Raw genomic sequence first — 16,786 nt, forward strand, 5'->3', positions numbered from 1 at the left:
CTGCCGGCCGAACACATATCGAGAACTTTTTTGGAGATTACGTGACTACGTCAACGAACGGCGCTTTTGACCGCAAGCCCTTCATCGCGGGCAACTGGAAAATGAACATGGACCACGTGCAGGGCATCACCCTCCTGCAGAAACTTGCGTGGACCCTCTCTGATGCCAAGCACGACTACAACCGCGTTGAAGTTGCCGTTTTTCCGCCGTTCACCGACCTCCGCGGCGTGCAGACCCTGGTCCAGGGTGACGACCTGCACATCGCCTACGGCGGCCAGGACCTGTCGCCGTTCGATTCAGGCGCCTACACCGGCGACATCTCCGGCCAGTTCCTGAACAAGCTCGGTTGTGCTTACGTCCTGGTGGGCCACAGCGAACGCCGCACCATCCACAACGAGTCCGACGACGTCCTCAACGCCAAGGTCAAGGCGGCTTTCAAGCATGGCGTTACCCCCGTCCTTTGCGTGGGTGAGGGCCTGGAGGTCCGCCAGGCCGGAACCCACGTCGACCACACGCTGCAGCAGCTCCGCGCCGGAGTGGCAGGGCTCGCCAACGAGCAGGCAGCCGAACTTGTGGTTGCCTACGAGCCCGTCTGGGCCATCGGCACCGGCGAAGTGGCCGGCCCGGAGGACGCGCAGGAAATGTGCGCCGCCATCCGGGCCGAGCTGGAGTCGCTCTTCGGAGCGGAGACAGCCGGCAAGCCCCGCCTGCTCTACGGCGGCTCGGTCAAGGCCAACAACGCGGCAGCGATACTGCAGGAACGCGACGTGGACGGACTGCTGGTGGGTGGCGCAAGCCTCGACCCGGCCGAGTTTGCTAATATTGTCAGGTTCGAGAGCCACCTGGTGACGGACTAGTCCCCAGCCAGCGGAATACTCCCGCAATCCCAACTTCTGAAAGGCCGTCGTGGACGTTCTTCATGTCATTCTGCAGATCCTCCTGGGCATCACCAGCCTCCTGCTGACGCTGCTGATCCTCCTGCACAAGGGACGCGGCGGCGGGCTGTCCGACATGTTCGGCGGCGGTATGAGCTCGGGCCTCAGCTCTTCAGGGGTGGCAGAACGGAACCTCAACCGTTTCACCATCGTCCTGGGCATCACCTGGGGCGTGGTCATCATCGCCCTCGGCCTGATCATGCGATTCAGCGGCGGGGATTCCTAGAGCACCGGCCGAATAGAGGCGTGCGGCCCTCCCGCCGCCCCGCCCGTGCATCTAGACTGTGGCTGTCGGTTCACCCGGCAGCCACAGTTTTTGTTTAAGCTGGCCCTCCGCGGCGTCCGCTTCGAGGCAGGAGTTGTCATGGTCCACCCAGCATCAGGCTTTCGGGGCACGCGAGCCGGGGTTATCGCAGGGTCCGGATCCAGCCTGCAGTCCAACGACTCCTCCTCGCGTCCGCTCCCGCGCATCCGGGTGTCCTACTGGTGCGTCAAAGGTCACGAAACCCAGCCGGTGTTCCTGAAGATGCCCGAGGACCAGATTCCCCAGACATGGGACTGCCGGCGTTGTGGCGCGCCCGCTTCCCGGGACGGCCAGGCGGCGCCCCCCGACGACCCGTTCGACGACGGCTACAAGAGCCACCTGGAATACGTTAAAGAGCGGCGCTCCGGCCAGGACGCCGAAGACGTCCTGGCCGGAGCGCTGGAAAAGCTACGCGCCCGCGGCGTCCTTCCGGACCAGCTGCTGCGGGACACGTGATGCTGCGTTCTCGTCGATCAGCCACAGGGTGCGCGACGTTCCACGCGGACCGGACGCAGGAACCTGCACGGGGTTGGCCCCGGCCAGGGCCAGTCCCACCGCTCCGGCCTTGTCCTCCCCGGCCACGACCATCCATACCTCAGCCGCCGTGTTGATGGCCGGCAGCGTCAGGGAGATCCGCAGCGGCGGCGGCTTGGGGGAGTTCCGGACACCCACAACCGTGCGGTCCTTTTCGCGAATCCCTGCCTGCTCCGGGAACAGTGACGCGATGTGCGCGTCGGGCCCCACTCCAAGCAGCACCACGTCGATGCGGGGGAGTGAGGACGGTTCCTCCGGCCTGTCATCAGACATGTCAGCCGCGTGCTCGGTGGCTGCAGCCTCCCGCAGCCGGCGAGCGTAGTCCTCCGCAGCTTCCTCGGGAGTGCCGAACTCATCCGAAGAACCCGGCGAGTGGACCCGTTCCGGAGCCACCGGAATGTGGGAAAGCAACGCATCGAACGCCTGCTTGGTGTTCCGGTCTGGATCAGCGGAACCGACGAACCGTTCGTCGCCCCACCAGAAGTTGACTTTCGACCAGTCGACGGCGGGCGCCGCCGGAGAGTCCGCAACAGCCCTCAACGTGCCGATCCCCACGGTTCCCCCGGTGAGCACCACCGTGGCTTCGCCGTACTTGTCCTGGACATCAACAAGCTTGGTGATCAGGCGTGCCGCGATGGCGGCCATCAAAACGGACGAATCAGGATGGATGCTTACTCGTGGGTCAACGCTCACTGGGTCGGACGCTCCTTAGATTGGTACGTGGCAGTCCAATAGTAATCACTTCACCAAATACTTCGTCCGGGTCCAGGCGGCGGAGTTCTTCGGCGAGGCAGTCCCGGAGGCTGCGGCGCGGGAGCGAGATCCGTTGGGCTGGCTGGCCTGGCTGGGTGAGCTCGGCAACGGAGAGTCCGGGGCGGAAGAGCTGGACGTCGCCGCCGGGGCGGGTAAGCCGGACGCGGCGGATGCCGGTTCCGGCCGGATCCGCCACGATGGTGACCGGTGCGTTCAGGGTCAGGGTGAGCCACGCCGCCAGCAGGATGGTGGAGGGTGAGTCCGACGCACCTTCAACCGCGACGGCGGTCACGGGGGAGGAGTCCACTTCGTCCAGGGCGGCTGCGAGTTGGATGCGCCAGTTGGTCAGCCGGGTCCAGGCGAGGTCGGTGTCCCCGGCCTTGTACGTCCGGTGGATCCGTTCCAGCGCTGCCTGCGGGTCGGATTCGTTCGCGGAGTCGGTGATCCGGCGGTGCGCGATGGCACCGATGGACGTTTCACATGCGTTCTCGGGTGCTCCGTGCGGCCACCAGGCCACGATGGGCGCGTCCGGGAGCAGCAGCGCGGCTACCAGGGACTCGGACTCGTGCGCGAGTTGGCCATAGCCGCGCAGCACGATGACCTCGGAGGCGCCGGCGTCACCGCCCACCCGGATCTGCGCGTCCAGCCTGTCACCGGCCTCAGAGCCGGCATCGGCGAGGACGATGATCCGGCAGGGGTGCTCGCGGCTGGCGTCGTTCGCGGCTTCGATGGCTTCTTCCTCGAGCCCGGACTTGGTCACCACCACCAGGGTCAGGACCCGGCCCAGGGCGATCACGCCTCCCTGGTCGCGCAAGGCCATGAGCTTCTTGGAGACCTTTGACGTGGTGGTGTCGGGCAGGTTAACGATCATGGCCTTCTCCAGGTTCGTCCGTCACGGGCCAGCAGCTCATCAGCGGAGGCGGGCCCCCAGGAACCGGGGGCATAGGGTTCGGGCTGCTCACTCAGGGAAGCCCAGTATTCCTCGAACGGGTCAAGGATCTTCCAGGACAGTTCCACTTCCTCATGCCGCGGGAACAGCGGCGGCTCACCGAGCAGCACGTCAAGGATCAGCCGCTCATACGCCTCGGGGGAGGACTCGGTGAAGGAGTGCCCGTAGCCGAAGTCCATGGTCACGTCGCGGACTTCCATCTGCGTGCCGGGGACCTTGGAGCCGAACCGGATGGTCACGCCCTCGTCGGGCTGGACCCGGATCACTACCGCGTTCTGCCCGAAGTCGTCCTCACCGTGGTCACGGAAGAGCAGGTTTGGCGCCCGTTTGAACACCACCGCGATTTCCGTCACCCGCCGGCCCAGGCGCTTGCCCGCACGCAGGTAGAACGGCACCCCGGACCAGCGGCGGGTGTGGATGTCCACCCGGATCGCGGCATAGGTCTCGGTGGTTGAGTTGGCTGGGATGCCTTCTTCCTCCAGGTAGCCCTGGACCTGCTCTCCGCCCTGCCAACCACCGGTGAACTGTCCCCGTGCTGAATGCGTGGACAAGTCCTCCGGCAGCTTCACCGCGGCGAGGACCTTTTCCTTCTCCGCGCGCAGGTCATCGGCGTTAAAGGAGATCGGCTCCTCCATGGCCGTCAGGGCCAGCAGCTGCAGCAGGTGGTTCTGGATCACGTCCCGGGCAGCGCCCACGCCGTCGTAATACCCTGCCCGGCCGCCGGTGCCGATGTCCTCGGCCATCGTGATCTGGACATGGTCCACGTAGTTGGCGTTCCACAACGGCTCGAACAACTGGTTCGCGAACCGCAACGCCAGGATGTTCTGCACCGTTTCCTTGCCCAGGTAATGGTCGATCCTGAACACCGCGTCCGGCGGGAACACCGATTCCACGATGTCGTTCAGCTTCCGGGCCGACTCCAGGTCATGCCCGAACGGCTTCTCGATCACCACCCGCCGCCACTTATCGCCCTCGGCCTGCGCCAGGCCGTGCTTGGACAGCTGCCGGCATACCTGCTCAAATGCCTTGGGCGGGATCGACAAATAGAACGCGTGGTTTCCGCGCGTGCCGCGGACATCGTCGAGTTCCTTGATCGTCTCGCCAAGCCGCTCAAACGCCGCGTCGTCGTCGAACTCGCCCTGGACAAACCGGATGCCCTCGGACAATTGGTTCCACACAGCCTCATCGAACGGGGTCCGGGCGTGTGCCTGCACCGAGGCCTTCACCTCGGCGGCGAAGTCTTCCTTGTCCCACTCACGGCGGGCAAACCCCACCAGCGCGAAGCTCGGCGGCAACAACCCACGGTTGGCGAGGTCGTACACTGCCGGCATCAGCTTTTTACGGGCAAGGTCACCCGTGACCCCGAAGAGGACCAGCGAGGACGGACCGGCAATCCGGTTCAAACGGCGGTCACGCGGATCGCGCAACGGATTACGCCCGCGGCCCGCGCCCTTCCTGCCGTATTCAGTTTCTGGCATGGTGCTTTTGCGCCTTAGCTTTCGGTTGCGGATGCGCGGGTGGACAGGGCAGCGACGATGTCCTGCAACTGGGCCACGCCGGCGGCACGGTCGGTGAGGTGGAGGCGCAGCACGGGACGGCCGTGCTCACCCAGGACCTGGGCGTCGCCTGCAGCCTGGGCGGCGATGAGCTCGCCGAAGGTGAAGGGCCGGTCCGGGATACCCAAGTCCTCGGCGGGGGCCGCCGTGACCTGGAGGAACACGCCGATCGCAGGGCCGCCCTTGTGGAACTGTCCGGTGGAGTGCAGGAAGCGCGGACCCCAACCGAACGTCACGGGACGCCCGGTGGCGGCGGCCAGGTCGTCGCGGATTCCTTCGAGTCCGGCAAAGGCGAGCCGGTCGAAGTACGCCTGGACGCTCAGGTAGCTGTCGGAAGCCAGCGTGCCCAGCAGCGCCTTGACCGCGCCCTCTGCGGTTGCGGCGTCCCCGAGCCAGTCGCCGCCGCGCACCTCGATGGCGCCGTCAACGAACGCAGCCGGCGTGGGCTCCGGCTGGGCGTCCAGCAGGCCGCGTGCGGCAACCTTGGCGGCCTCGACGTCGGGCTGGTCGAAGGGGTTGATGCCCAGCAGGCGGCCGGTCACGGCGGTAGCGAACTCCCACACCATCATCTGGGTGGGAAGGCCGCCGGCGATGGCCACCTGGTTCTCGCCAAGTTCGACGTCGGCATCCGCTGCCACGAGCCGGACCACCAGGACGTCAGGCGCGCCGGCGGTGACCTCCGGTGACTGCGGACCTGCAACAACGGGAAGGATGCCGGTACCCAGCTTGCCGGTGGATTCGGCGATGAGCTGCTCAGCCCAGTCGGCGAAGCCGACAATGCCGGAGCCGTCCTCCGCGATGACGATCTTGTTCCGCAGCGGGCTGGTTCCGCCCAGGGCGGTGCCCAGGGCAAGCCCGATGTTTTCCGGGGCGTCGTCATTGAGAATTTCCGCAGCTTCCTCGGCCTCGTCCAGGAAGGCCTGGATGTCCACGCCGGCCAGGCCGGAGGGGACCAGGCCGAAGGCGGTCAGGGCTGAGTAGCGGCCACCGACGTTGGGGTCAGCATTGAAGACTGCGCGGTAGCCGGCTTCGCGGGACGCCTTGTCCAGTGGCGAGCCGGGGTCGGTCACGATGATGATCCGGCTTTTGGCGTCCACGCCGGCCTCGGTGAAAGCCTGCTCGAAGATGCGCCGCTGGGAATCCGTCTCCAGGGTGGAGCCGGACTTGGACGAGACCACAATGGCGGTCGCATCCAGCCGGTCCGCGAGGGCAGCACGGACCTGGTCGGGGTCCGTGCTGTCCAGCACTGTCAGCTCGACGCCGGCCGTGCCCGCGATGACTTCGGGTGCCAGCGAGGATCCGCCCATGCCGCAGAGCACGATCCTGCTGACGCCCTCGGCGCGCAGGGCGTCACGGAGTTCCAGGATGTCCTTGACCAAAGGCTGTGAGACGGTGGCGGCCTCCACCCAGCCGAGGCGGACTGCCGACTCGGATTCGGCGTCGGGGCCCCACAGCGTGTGGTCCTTGGCGAAGATCCGCGTGGCGATCCGGTCCTCAACGAGGGTGGGAAGGTGCTGTTCAAGCGCCTGCTGTGCAGCGCCGGTGGCGTCGTAGCTGAGAGTGCTCATAGGTGTTAGGAAGCCTTCCGTGCAGAGTCGAGGGCGCCTTCGACGTCGGCAAGCAGTTCCTTCCAGCTGGCCACGAACTTGTCCAGGCCTTCGGTTTCAAGGAGTGCGACGACCTCGTTGTAGGAGACACCAAGATTTTCCAGCGCGTCGAGGGTGGCGTTCGCCTCCGCGTAAGTGCCGGTGACGGTGTCACCGGAGACAACTCCGTGGTCGAAGGTGGCGTCCAGCGTCTTTTCGGGCATGGTGTTCACCACGCCGGGGGCCACGAGCTCGGTGACGTAGAGGGTGTCCGGGTATGACGGGTCCTTCACGCCGGTGGAGGCCCACAGCGGCCGCTGGGGGAGTGCGCCGGCGTCTGCCAGCAGGGCCCAGCGCTCGGTGGCGAAGAGCTCCTCGTAAACCTGGTAGGCCAGGCGGGCGTTGGCCAGGCCGGCCTTGCCCTTGAGTGCCCTTGCCTCGTCCGTGCCGATCTTGTCGAGGCGCTTGTCGATTTCGCTGTCCACGCGGGAGACGAAGAACGAGGCCACGGAGTGGATCTTCGAGAGATCGTGGCCGCTTTCCTTGGCCTGCTCAAGGCCGGACTGGAAGGCGTTGATAACTGCACGGTAGCGCTCAAGGGAGAAGATCAGGGTCACGTTAACGCTGATGCCCTCGGCGAGGGTTGCCGTGATGGCCTCGAGGCCTTCGAGCGTTGCCGGGATCTTGATGTGGACATTGTCCTTGTTGACGCGCTGGTAGAGATGCTTGGCCTCGGCGATGGTTCCTGCGGTGTCCCAGGCAAGGCGCGGGTCGACTTCGATGGAGACGCGGCCGTCGACCCCCTTGGTGGCGGCGGCAACAGGTGCGAACAGGTCACACGCGTCGGCGACGTCGGTGGTGGTGATCTCGAAGATCGTGTCCTCCACGCTCGCCCCGGCGGCGGCCTTGCCGGCAATGATGTGGTCGTAGTCGGTGCCGGCCGTGATGGCTGCGTGGAAGATGGACGGGTTAGTGGTTACACCAACCACGTTCTTCTCCTCGATGAGCTTGCGGAGGGTGCCGGTTTGCAGGCGTCCGCGGGAGAGGTCATCGAGCCAGATGGATACTCCGGCGTCGGAGAGCTGCTGGGTGGGGGTAGTCATGGTGTTGATCTCCTAAAAGTTTTGGTTTCAGGCCTGGAGGCTGGAGAGGGAGTCCTTGGCGGCGGCGGCGACTGCTTCCGCCGTGATGCCGAACTCCTGGAAGAGGCGCTTGTAGTCCGCGGAAGCGCCATAGTGCTCAAGGCTCACGGAACGGCCGGCGTCGCCGACGAATTCCCGCCAGCCCAGGGCCAGCCCTGCCTCAACCGAAACGCGGGCCTTGACAGTGGCCGGCAGGACGGATTCGCGGTAGGCGGCGTCCTGCTTCTTGAACCACTCAACGCAAGGCATGGATACCACCCGGGCTGCGATGCCGTCGGCTTGGAGAGCCTCACGGGCCTGGACGGCCAGCTGGACTTCCGAGCCTGTGGCAATGAGGATCACGTCGGCCGGAACCGTGGCGCCGTCCTTCGAAGCCTCAGCCAGGACGTAGCCGCCCTTTGCCACCCCTGCGGTGGACGCGAAGGTGTCACCGTCGGCGTCGCCCTCGCCACGTTCCCAGGTGGGAATGTTCTGGCGGGTCAGCACGATGCCCGCCGGGTTGCTGTGGTTCTCGAGCATGGCCTTCCACGCAGCTGCCACTTCGTTGGCGTCGCCGGGGCGGACTACGTCCAGCCCCACGATGGCGCGCAGCGAGGCGAGCTGTTCCACCGGCTGGTGGGTGGGGCCGTCCTCGCCCAGTCCGATGGAGTCGTGCGTCCAGACGTACAGCGACGGGACGCCCATCAGGGCGCCGAGGCGGATGGCGGGGCGCTGGTAGTCGCTGAAGATCAGGAAGGTGCCGGAGAACGCGCGCGTGTTGCCCGCCAGGGTGATGCCGTTCACGATCGACGCTGCGGCATGCTCACGGATGCCGAAGTGCAGGACCCGGCCGTACGGGTTGCCCGACCATGCGTTCGTCTGCTTGGACGCCGGGACGAAGGACGGCGAGCCTTCAATGGTGGTGTTGTTGGACTCGGCCAGGTCGGCGGAGCCGCCCCAGAGTTCGGGCATGACCGGGCCCAGGGCGTTCAGGACCTTGCCGGATGCGGCGCGGGTGGAAACGTCCTTGCCGGCCGGGAAGACCGGAAGGGCAGCGTCGATGCCTTCGGGAAGTTCCTGTGCCTCGATGCGCTGCAGGAGCGCTGCGCCCTCGGGGTTGGCTTCCTGCCAGGCGTTGAAGGTCTCTTCCCATTCCTTGCGTTCCGCGGCGCCGCGCTCCACCACCTGGCGGGCGTGGTCCAGGACTTCCTGGTCCACCTCGAAGGACTTGGCGGGGTCGAAGCCCAGGATTTCCTTCAGGGCTGCGACCTCGTCGGCGCCGAGGGCGGAGCCGTGGATCTTGCCGGTGTTCTGCTTCTTCGGGGCCGGGTAGCCGATGACGGTGCGCAGCGAGATGATGGACGGCTTGGAGGTTTCGGCCTTGGCGGCAAGCAGGGCACTGTACAGCTCCTGTACGTCTTCCTTGTATTCTCCGGTCCGGGTCCAGTCCACCCGCTGGGTGTGCCAGCCGTACGCTTCGTAGCGCTTGAGGACATCCTCGGTGAACGCGATGTCGGTGTTGTCCTCGATGGAGATGTGGTTCTCGTCGTAGATGACCACGAGGTTGCCGAGTTCCTGGTGGCCGGCCAGCGAGGAAGCCTCGGCCGTGACGCCTTCCTGGAGGTCGCCATCGGAGGCGATAACCCAGATGGTGTGGTCGAACGGCGATTCGCCGGCGGGGGCATCGGCGTCGAACAGGCCGCGCTGGCGGCGCTGGGAGTAAGCGAAGCCCACGGAGGACGCAAGGCCCTGGCCCAGCGGGCCGGTGGTGATTTCCACACCGGCGGTGTGCTTGTACTCCGGGTGGCCCGGGGTCAGCGAGCCCCAGGTACGCAGGGCTTCGAGGTCCTTCAGTTCCAGGCCGTAGCCGGAGAGGAACAACTGGATGTAGAGCGTCAGGGATGTGTGGCCCGGGGACAGCACGAAGCGGTCACGGCCCAGCCACTGCGGATCCCGCGGATCATGGCGCATCAGCTTCTGGAAGAGAAGGTAAGCGGCCGGGGCCAGGCTCATGGCGGTTCCGGGGTGGCCGTTGCCCACCTTCTCCACGGCGTCGGCGGCCAGGACGCGGACGGTATCCACCGCTTTCTGGTCCAAGCTGGTCCATGACAGTTCTTGCTCTTCCAAATGTGGCACGAAAACCGGGCCCCTCTCTGTGCTGATGGCGGTGGTACACCGGATCCGGCCAAGGGCGCGCTATGGCGCCGCTGCGGTGTGTACCAGCCGTTCACCATCGAAACGTTGATCCTTGCATTCAGTCACAAACAGCAGCGGGAACGCGTTTTCCACCGCTTTCTTGCTGTGCGCTGATCTGATGACAGCTTAGCTCTTATCCATACTCCGGGCGGCTCGAATCTCACGTTTTGGACGCAATTTCCCCTTTTGTGAATCACCGTCACGAAGGGTTGAGTTAATCTGCTCGAATGGGCCTGCGAGCAATCAACTGCGCATATGCCAGGGCCGGGGGAGGGTTCACGGCGCGGTATGATATTTGGAGGCCAACGCCGGGTGGGCTACCCAACGCCGCCCGGGGTTTCCCCGCTGTTGCACGCACCTGGCGCATTTCCTCCCTTAGTGCCGTGCCCGGGTCCGGGCCGCACGACCGGAGCTGCACTGCAGCCTCAACTGCCACACAGAACGGGTGACTGCCACCGTGAGCACAACAGATACGCCGCTGAAAGCATCCCGGGCCTCCGGCGCCGGGTTTGCCCGTAAGGCCAAGGCGTATCTCGCCCTCACCAAGCCGCGCGTGATCGAACTGCTCCTGGTCAGCACATTGCCCACCATGATCTACGCCGAGCGGGGCTTCCCTTCCATCGGGCTGATCCTTGCCACGTTGGTGGGCGGCGCCTTCGCGGCCGGCAGCGCCGGAGCATTCAACTGCTACATTGACCGGGATATCGACAAACTGATGCACCGGACCGAAAACAGGCCGCTGGTCACCGGGGAAGTCACCCCCCGCGAAGCCCTCGTCTTCTCCTGGCTGCTTGGCGCGGCCGCCATCGTGATCCTTTGGTTCGGCGCCAATCCGCTCTCCGCTTGGCTGGGGCTCGGCGCCATCTTCTTCTACGTGGTCATCTACACCATGATCCTCAAGCGTCGCACTGCGCAGAACATTGTGTGGGGCGGCGCAGCAGGCTGCTTCCCTGTCCTGATTGCATGGGCCGCCGTGACCAACTCCGTGGAGTGGCCCGCCATCATCCTGTTCATGGTGATCTTCCTATGGACACCGCCGCATTACTGGCCGCTGTCCATGCGCTACGGCGAGGACTACCGCAATGCCAATGTCCCCATGCTTGGCGCCATCGCCGGCGCCAAGGTGGTGTCTGTGCAGGTGGTCCTTTACGCCTGGGCCATGGTCGCCTGCTCACTTCTGATGATCCCCGCTGGCGGGGCCGGCTGGGTCTACACGGTCACCGCGGTCACCGCCGGCGCCTGGTTCCTCTACCAGTCCCATGCCCTCTACGCCCGCGCCCAGCGCGAGGACATCCAGGACAAGCGCGCCATGAAGGTGTTCCACGGCTCCATCAGCTACCTGACGCTGCTGTTCATCGCCCTGGCGGTGGACCCGTTTGTCGGGCATGCCATTATCGGCTAGACCCCGCCACCCGATCCCGAGCTCAACAGGGCGGCGGCTTCCACCTCACGGTGGGAGCCGCCGTTTTGGCTTCCCGCGAAACGCGCCATCACCTCCTGCACCCAATGACGAAACGCGCCATCACCTCCTGCGGCTTATCGGCCAACGCGACATCAGCGTTGGATTCGCGTTGGTTGCGGCGCCACTTGAGTAGAGCCGTGACCTGCTGGGGCGTTAAGGAAAAAGCCGCAGGAGGTGATGGGGCGTTGAGGGGCAGTGAGGATCGGAAAGGCCTCCAGCAGTAATTGACAAATACGTCATATCCGTCAATTCGACTGTCATTGCCAATGACAAACTGCTTACGGTGGAGCGGACCCTTCCCGCAACCAAAGGAAAATCCATGGAAGCCCGTCCGTCCGCCGTACCTGCTCCCAGCCACAGCCCGCCGGGAGGAAAGCGAAGCCGCCGCCGCTTTCCATTCCCCCGCCCGCCGTTTGCCGCCCATGTTGGCGCCGATGTGCCGGCGTCGTTGGTGGTGTTCCTTGTAGCCCTCCCGCTCTCGCTAGGCATCGCAGCCGCTTCCGGAGCGCCGGTCATGGCCGGACTCATTGCCGCCGCCATCGGCGGGATCGTGGCCGGAAGCCTCGGCGGCTCACCGCTCCAGGTGAGCGGACCGGCCGCCGGGTTGACCGTCGTGGTGGCAGGCCTGGTCCACGAATTCGGGTGGCAGGTGACCTGCGCCATCACAGCGGCAGCCGGCGTGGTGCAGCTCCTGCTGGGCATCAGTCGGGTGGGCAGGGCCGCCCTGGCCGTTTCACCGGTAGTGGTCAAGGCCATGCTTGCCGGCATCGGGGTCACCATCATCCTGCAGCAACTGCATGTGCTTCTCGGGTCCCGCCCTGCGGGCTCGGCCCTCGAAAACCTCGCCGCACTGCCGGCAGCCATCACCCACCTGGAACTTCATGCTGCCCTGCTCGGAGTGGCCGTCGTGGCCATCCTCCTGTGCTGGAATTTCCTGCCGGCCGCTGTCCGGCGCATGCCCGGCCCCCTCGCCGCCGTGGCGGCAGGCACCGCACTCGCAGTGGCCTTTGCCCCCGGCGTTGAGCGGATCTCCCTGGATGGTTCGATTCTCTCGGCCATCAGCCTGCCGCAGCTCCCCGACGACAACTGGCGAGCCTTCGCTTTCGCCATCCTGACCATGGCCTTGATCGCCAGCCTTGAATCCCTCTTGTCCGCTGTGGCCGTGGACAAGATGCACACCGGCCCGCGCACCAACCTCAACAGGGAGCTGATCGGCCAGGGCACCGCAAACATCGTCTCTGGATCCCTCGGCGGACTGCCCGTAACCGGCGTCATCGTGCGCAGCGCCACGAATGTTGAGGCGGGCGCAGCCACCCGGACCTCCGCAGTGCTGCACGGGGTCTGGGTCCTTGCGTTCTCTGCCTCTTTGCGGGCCTGATCCCGCTGGCCGTCCTGGCCGGTCTGTTGGTGGTCATCGGTGCGCGCCTGATCAAAGTGGCCGACATCCGTACCAGCCTGCGGACCGGGGACCTGGCGATTTATGCCGTCACCGTCATCTGCGTGGTGTTCCTGAACCTGCTCGAAGGCGTCATGATCGGCCTGGCCCTCGCCGCCGCCCATGTCCTGTGGCGTGTCCTGCGCGCCCCGATCCATGTCCACCGGCCTGCCGTCCCGTCGTCGCCCTGGCGCGTGACCATTGCCGGGTCGTGCAGCTTCTTCGCGCTGCCCAAGCTCAACGGCGTACTGCAGTCAGTGCCTGCCGGCGCGGACGCGGTGGTCGAACTCAACGCGGACAACGTTGACCATTCCTTCCGCGAAGCCCTGCTCGCCTGGCAGCTCCAGCACCAGGCCACGGGCGGTACGGTGAACCTTGAGGAGCACGGCAACACCGTGTTCCAGGACGCTGCGCACCAGGCACCTAGGCGCGAAGACGCCACCGAGTTGCCCCTTCCGCCAAGGACGGAGCCGCTGCTGGATGGCATCAACAAATACCACCGCCGGTCTGCCCACCAGGTCCGTCCGCTGGTGCATGACCTGGCAGAAGGGCAAAATCCGGACAGCCTGTTCGTGGCCTGTATCGATTCCCGCGTCAACCCGAATCTGATCACCAGCAGCGGCCCGGGGGACCTGCTCACCCTGCGGAACATCGGCAACGTGGTGTGCAGCCACGGCCAGGACGCCTCGATCGACTCAGCCCTGTCCTTCGCCGTCAACGGCCTGGGGGTTCAGTCCCTGGTTATCTGCGGTCATTCCAACTGCGGTGCCATGAAGGCGCTCCTCGCCGAAGCAGACGGCGCGGACCACAGTTCCCTGGGCCCGGCATTCGGGCGCTGGCTGGACCACGCCCGTCCAAGCCACACAGCAGTGCTGGCGGGGCACCCCGTCGGCAGGCAGGCCGCGGCAGCGGGTTACGGCACCGCGGACCAGCTGGCGATGGTCAACGTGGCCGTGCAGCTGGCCAAGCTGCAGGACCATCCGGTGGCGGGCCCTGCGCTGGAAGGCGGAGCGGTGCCACGGGCCTGTTCTATGACATTGCCACTGCAAGCGTCCTCCGGGTCACGGCCAATGGCATCGAGAACCTGGACCCAGCCGTTGAAGCAGCGGTCCAGGGCAGCGCACTGGCCGGCCGGTAGTTGCCCTGGAGGCAGCGTCCCGTGATTAAGTCGCCACGACGGCGGTGACGCGGGGGAAGGAGCGTGCCCCTACTTCACCGCTTTTGACGAAGCAACAGCGCTGGAGCGGGCGATGTCCCAGGCGTTCGTCGATGCAGCCATCAGCAGGGCTGCGCCCAGCATGTGGGCCGCCACCAGCAACGCCGGAATCCCGTTGTAATACTGCGTGAAACCGATGACCGCCTGCAGCACCGTGACCGCGAGAAGCATCAGGACGGCACTCCGGAAGGGGCCCGTGACGTGGCGCCTGATGACCAATACCAGGGCCACCAAGGTCCCGGCGGTGACCAGGTACGCCGGCACCGCGTGGATGTGGGAGAACAGGTCCCAGTCGAGATCGTTGCGGGGAGCATCGGCGTCACCGGCGTGCGGCCCCGCTCCTGTCACTACGACGCCCAGCATCACGGCCACGGCAGAAAAAAGGGCGACGGCGGCCGTCACCGGGCGCAGCACTGCGGGCAGGGCGGCGGCCAGGGAAGCCTGGAACCGGCCTGTGCGGCCGAAGGCACGGTTAACCAGCAAGGTGGCAAACACCACCAGGGCCATGGACACCAGGAAGTGCAGTCCCACCACCCACGGGTTGAGGTTGGTAAGGACCGTGACACCGCCAATCACCGCCTGGGCGGGGATGCTGGCAAGCAGCCCGAGGGCCAGCAGGAAGAGGTCCTTGCGTTCCTTGCGCAGGTTCCACAGGTACACCAGCATGAGGGCTGCCACAGCTGCCAGCGCGAACGTCAGGAGCCGGTTCCCGAACTCGATGAACCCGTGGATGCCCATCGCAGGGGTGTTCACCAGGGAGTCCGAGGTACAGCGTGGCCAGGTGGGGCAGCCGAGGCCTGACGCGGTCAGGCGGACCGCGCCGCCGGTGACCACCAAAAGTGTCTGGCCGATCAGGGAGGCGACGGCGAGGCGGCGGATGCGGACGTCCACGGTGCGGGGGAGCCGCGACGCCAGGCGGCCGGCGATCTGGGGGAGGCGTGAAGCCGTGGTCACGATTATCTCAATTCCACTTGAACCAACGGATGGCTGCTGCCCCGGCGATAACGGTCCAGAGCAGCAGGATGAGGGCGGCGCTGCCGTTCACGGCCCCGCCCAGGAAGGCGGCGCGCATCGATTCGCCCAACGCGCCGGACGGAAGGAAGTGCACGACGGCCTGCGCTGTGGCCGGCAGCCGTTCGGCCGGGATGACAATGCCGCCCATGGCTCCAAGGAGGATCCAGAGCAGGTTGGTGATGGCCAACGTGGCTTCCGGCCGGACTGTTCCGGCCACCAGCAAGCCCAGCGCGGTGAAAGCCGCCGCGCCCAGCCCGAGCAGCGCCAGCCCCGGGAGCCAGCCCGCCGCCGTCGGCTGCCAACCCAGCGCCAGGGCAACCAGGCCCACCACCACCACCTGGATGCAGAGGACGGCCAGGACCGAGAGGACTTTGCCTGCGATCAGGCCGCCGCGGCCCAGCGGCGTGGTGGACAGGAAGCGGAGCACCCCGTAGCGGCGGTCGAAACCGGTGGCGATGCCCTGGCCGGTGAAAGCCGTGGACATGGCGCACAGGGCAAGGATCCCCGGAACGGCCACGTTGATGCGGCTGGAGCCCATCCCGTCCAGGAAAGGGGTCACGGTCAGGCCAACAAGTGCCAGCAGCGGCAGCACCACCGCAAGGATCAGCTGCTCGCCGTTCCGCAACATTGTCAGTGCCTCGTACTTGCCCTGCAGCAGGACACGGCGCAGCAGGGGCGCGGGCTGCTGCGCCTCCGGGGTTGCTGCGGTGCTCATCGGATGTCCTTTCCTGAAATGTCCAGAAAGACGTCTTCAAGGCTACGCGCCTGAAGGCTCATGGATGCCGGCATGATGCCCTTCGCTTCCCACCACTGTGCGAGGGCGGAGAGGTGGCGCGGCGTGAGGGCGCCGGTGACGGTGTAGCTGCCGGCACGGGCTTCTGACATGTCGACGTCGTCAGGCAGCACGGTGGACAGGTCCAGGCCGGCCGGGGCTTCGAACACGAGAGTCCGGATTTGGTCGGCGCCCTGCTCCGCGGCAGGGCTGCGCTGCAGCAGCTCCTGGACGGTTCCCTCTGCCACGTTGCGGCCGCCGTCGATGATGTACACGTAGTCCGCCAGGCGCTGGGCGTCGTCCATGAGGTGCGTGGTAAGGATGATCCCCATCCCGCTGTTCCGCAGTTCCGCGATCAGGTCGAACACCAGCTGCCGGGACTGGGGATCCAGGCCAGCGCTGGGCTCGTCCAGGAACAGTACTTCGGGCCTGCCGATCAAGGCCGCGGCAAGTGCCAGGCGCTGCTTCTGGCCGCCGGACAACCTCCGGACGCTCGTCCTGCTGAAGGTATCGATACCGAGCCTGCCCACCAGGTCTTCCATCGGCCAGGGCCGGGCGTACAGCCCGGCAATGTGCCGCAACAGCGGCAGGGGCCGTGCCGACGGCGGGAGCCCGCCGTCCTGCAGCATCACACCTACGCGGGAGCGAAGGTGGGCACCGGCGGTGGCCGGGTCCTGCCCCAGCAGCGAGATGCTGCCGCCACTGCGCTTCTGCAGGCCCTGGGCGCATTCAAGGGTGGTGGTCTTTCCGGCGCCGTTCGCACCCAGCAGGGCGGTTACCTGTCCGCGCTCCGCAATGAGGGATATGCCGCTGACAACCCTGAGCATCTTTCCGTCCAGGCTGGACAGGGGGCCAACGTCCTTGATGAGTCCATGGATGGACAAGACGGGAGACTGGGGGGATCGCACCACAGTATTCTACGGGATGTAGATTTACCGCCGTCCGTCCTGCCG

The 16,786-nt window shown here is 66.2% G+C and carries 13 protein-coding genes and 1 pseudogene; 5 read left to right on the top strand and 9 right to left on the bottom strand.

Translation table 11 applies throughout. The features are described from left to right. Nucleotides 1-41 precede the first annotated feature (41 nt). From tpiA to IEW19_RS04580, 3 genes are all read left to right on the top strand, one after another. Complete coding sequence (tpiA, locus tag IEW19_RS04570) at nt 42-857, top strand: triose-phosphate isomerase (protein ID WP_188570503.1); 816 nt, start codon at nt 42-44, stop codon at nt 855-857. 49 nt (nt 858-906) lie between these two features. Further along, complete coding sequence (gene secG / locus IEW19_RS04575) at nt 907-1,161, top strand: preprotein translocase subunit SecG (RefSeq protein ID WP_188570504.1); 255 nt, start codon at nt 907-909, stop codon at nt 1,159-1,161. Nucleotides 1,162-1,299: 138 nt separating this feature from the next. After that, nucleotides 1,300-1,695 carry an RNA polymerase-binding protein RbpA gene (locus IEW19_RS04580; RefSeq protein ID WP_188570505.1) on the top strand — a complete coding sequence of 132 codons (396 nt, stop codon included), beginning with the start codon at nt 1,300-1,302 and terminating at the stop codon, nt 1,693-1,695. Here the strand turns inward: IEW19_RS04580 and pgl are convergent. The 6 genes from pgl to tkt are packed head-to-tail and all read right to left on the bottom strand — an operon-like array spanning nt 1,648 to nt 9,865. Continuing rightward, the gene (gene pgl / locus IEW19_RS04585; RefSeq protein ID WP_229748354.1) at nt 1,648-2,418 is read right to left on the bottom strand and encodes a 6-phosphogluconolactonase; all 771 of its coding nucleotides are present in this window, start codon (nt 2,416-2,418) and stop codon (nt 1,648-1,650) included. The two genes, IEW19_RS04580 and pgl, sit on opposite strands and share 48 nt — an antisense overlap. 37 nt (nt 2,419-2,455) lie before the next feature. After that, nucleotides 2,456-3,397 (bottom strand): glucose-6-phosphate dehydrogenase assembly protein OpcA, encoded by a 942-nt coding sequence (locus tag IEW19_RS04590; protein ID WP_188570507.1) that lies wholly within the window; start codon nt 3,395-3,397, stop codon nt 2,456-2,458. Then, nucleotides 3,394-4,953, bottom strand: coding sequence for a glucose-6-phosphate dehydrogenase (zwf, locus tag IEW19_RS04595; RefSeq protein ID WP_188570508.1), 1,560 nt, complete (start codon nt 4,951-4,953; stop codon nt 3,394-3,396). The genes IEW19_RS04590 and zwf overlap by 4 nt, the downstream gene beginning before the upstream one ends. Before the next feature lie 14 nt (nt 4,954-4,967). Further along, nucleotides 4,968-6,599 carry a phosphoglucose isomerase-related protein gene (locus tag IEW19_RS04600; protein ID WP_188570509.1) on the bottom strand — a complete coding sequence of 544 codons (1,632 nt, stop codon included), beginning with the start codon at nt 6,597-6,599 and terminating at the stop codon, nt 4,968-4,970. Between the two features lie 5 nt (nt 6,600-6,604). Beyond that, nucleotides 6,605-7,720 carry a transaldolase gene (gene tal, locus IEW19_RS04605; RefSeq protein ID WP_188570510.1) on the bottom strand — a complete coding sequence of 372 codons (1,116 nt, stop codon included), beginning with the start codon at nt 7,718-7,720 and terminating at the stop codon, nt 6,605-6,607. Nucleotides 7,721-7,747: 27 nt separating this feature from the next. Continuing rightward, nucleotides 7,748-9,865 carry a transketolase gene (gene tkt, locus IEW19_RS04610; RefSeq protein ID WP_188570726.1) on the bottom strand — a complete coding sequence of 706 codons (2,118 nt, stop codon included), beginning with the start codon at nt 9,863-9,865 and terminating at the stop codon, nt 7,748-7,750. A gap of 514 nt (nt 9,866-10,379) precedes the next feature. On the opposite strand from tkt, the gene IEW19_RS04615 reads away from it, so the two are divergent. Both IEW19_RS04615 and IEW19_RS04620 read left to right on the top strand, forming a co-directional pair. Continuing rightward, nucleotides 10,380-11,336: a heme o synthase gene (locus tag IEW19_RS04615; protein WP_188570511.1), complete on the top strand. Its 957-nt coding sequence runs from the start codon at nt 10,380-10,382 to the stop codon at nt 11,334-11,336. Nucleotides 11,337-11,715: 379 nt separating this feature from the next. Next, a pseudogene (locus tag IEW19_RS04620) lies at nt 11,716-13,969 on the top strand (SulP family inorganic anion transporter). A gap of 69 nt (nt 13,970-14,038) precedes the next feature. Here the strand turns inward: IEW19_RS04620 and IEW19_RS04625 are convergent. The 3 genes from IEW19_RS04625 to IEW19_RS04635 are packed head-to-tail and all read right to left on the bottom strand — an operon-like array spanning nt 14,039 to nt 16,741. Next, nucleotides 14,039-15,001, bottom strand: coding sequence for a COX15/CtaA family protein (locus IEW19_RS04625; protein WP_188570512.1), 963 nt, complete (start codon nt 14,999-15,001; stop codon nt 14,039-14,041). A 7-nt stretch (nt 15,002-15,008) separates the two neighbouring features. Further along, a complete protein-coding gene (locus tag IEW19_RS04630) occupies nt 15,009-15,776 on the bottom strand; it encodes an ABC transporter permease (RefSeq protein WP_188570513.1) in 768 nt (255 codons plus the stop codon). Next, a complete protein-coding gene (locus IEW19_RS04635) occupies nt 15,773-16,741 on the bottom strand; it encodes an ABC transporter ATP-binding protein (protein WP_188570514.1) in 969 nt (322 codons plus the stop codon). The genes IEW19_RS04630 and IEW19_RS04635 overlap by 4 nt, the downstream gene beginning before the upstream one ends. Nucleotides 16,742-16,786: the final 45 nt, after the last annotated feature.

The organism is Arthrobacter liuii (genome assembly GCF_014639275.1).
Classification (GTDB): domain Bacteria; phylum Actinomycetota; class Actinomycetes; order Actinomycetales; family Micrococcaceae; genus Arthrobacter; species Arthrobacter liuii.

Coding starts and splice junctions, on each gene's coding strand:
- IEW19_RS04600 (WP_188570509.1), bottom strand. CDS start 6,599: ATGAGCACTCTCAGCTACGACGCCACCGGCGCTGCACAGCAGGCGCTT.
- IEW19_RS04630 (WP_188570513.1), bottom strand. CDS start 15,776: ATGAGCACCGCAGCAACCCCGGAGGCGCAGCAGCCCGCGCCCCTGCTG.
- IEW19_RS04580 (WP_188570505.1), top strand. CDS start 1,300: ATGGTCCACCCAGCATCAGGCTTTCGGGGCACGCGAGCCGGGGTTATC.
- tal (WP_188570510.1), bottom strand. CDS start 7,720: ATGACTACCCCCACCCAGCAGCTCTCCGACGCCGGAGTATCCATCTGG.
- zwf (WP_188570508.1), bottom strand. CDS start 4,953: ATGCCAGAAACTGAATACGGCAGGAAGGGCGCGGGCCGCGGGCGTAAT.
- pgl (WP_229748354.1), bottom strand. CDS start 2,418: ATGGCCGCCATCGCGGCACGCCTGATCACCAAGCTTGTTGATGTCCAG.
- IEW19_RS04590 (WP_188570507.1), bottom strand. CDS start 3,397: ATGATCGTTAACCTGCCCGACACCACCACGTCAAAGGTCTCCAAGAAG.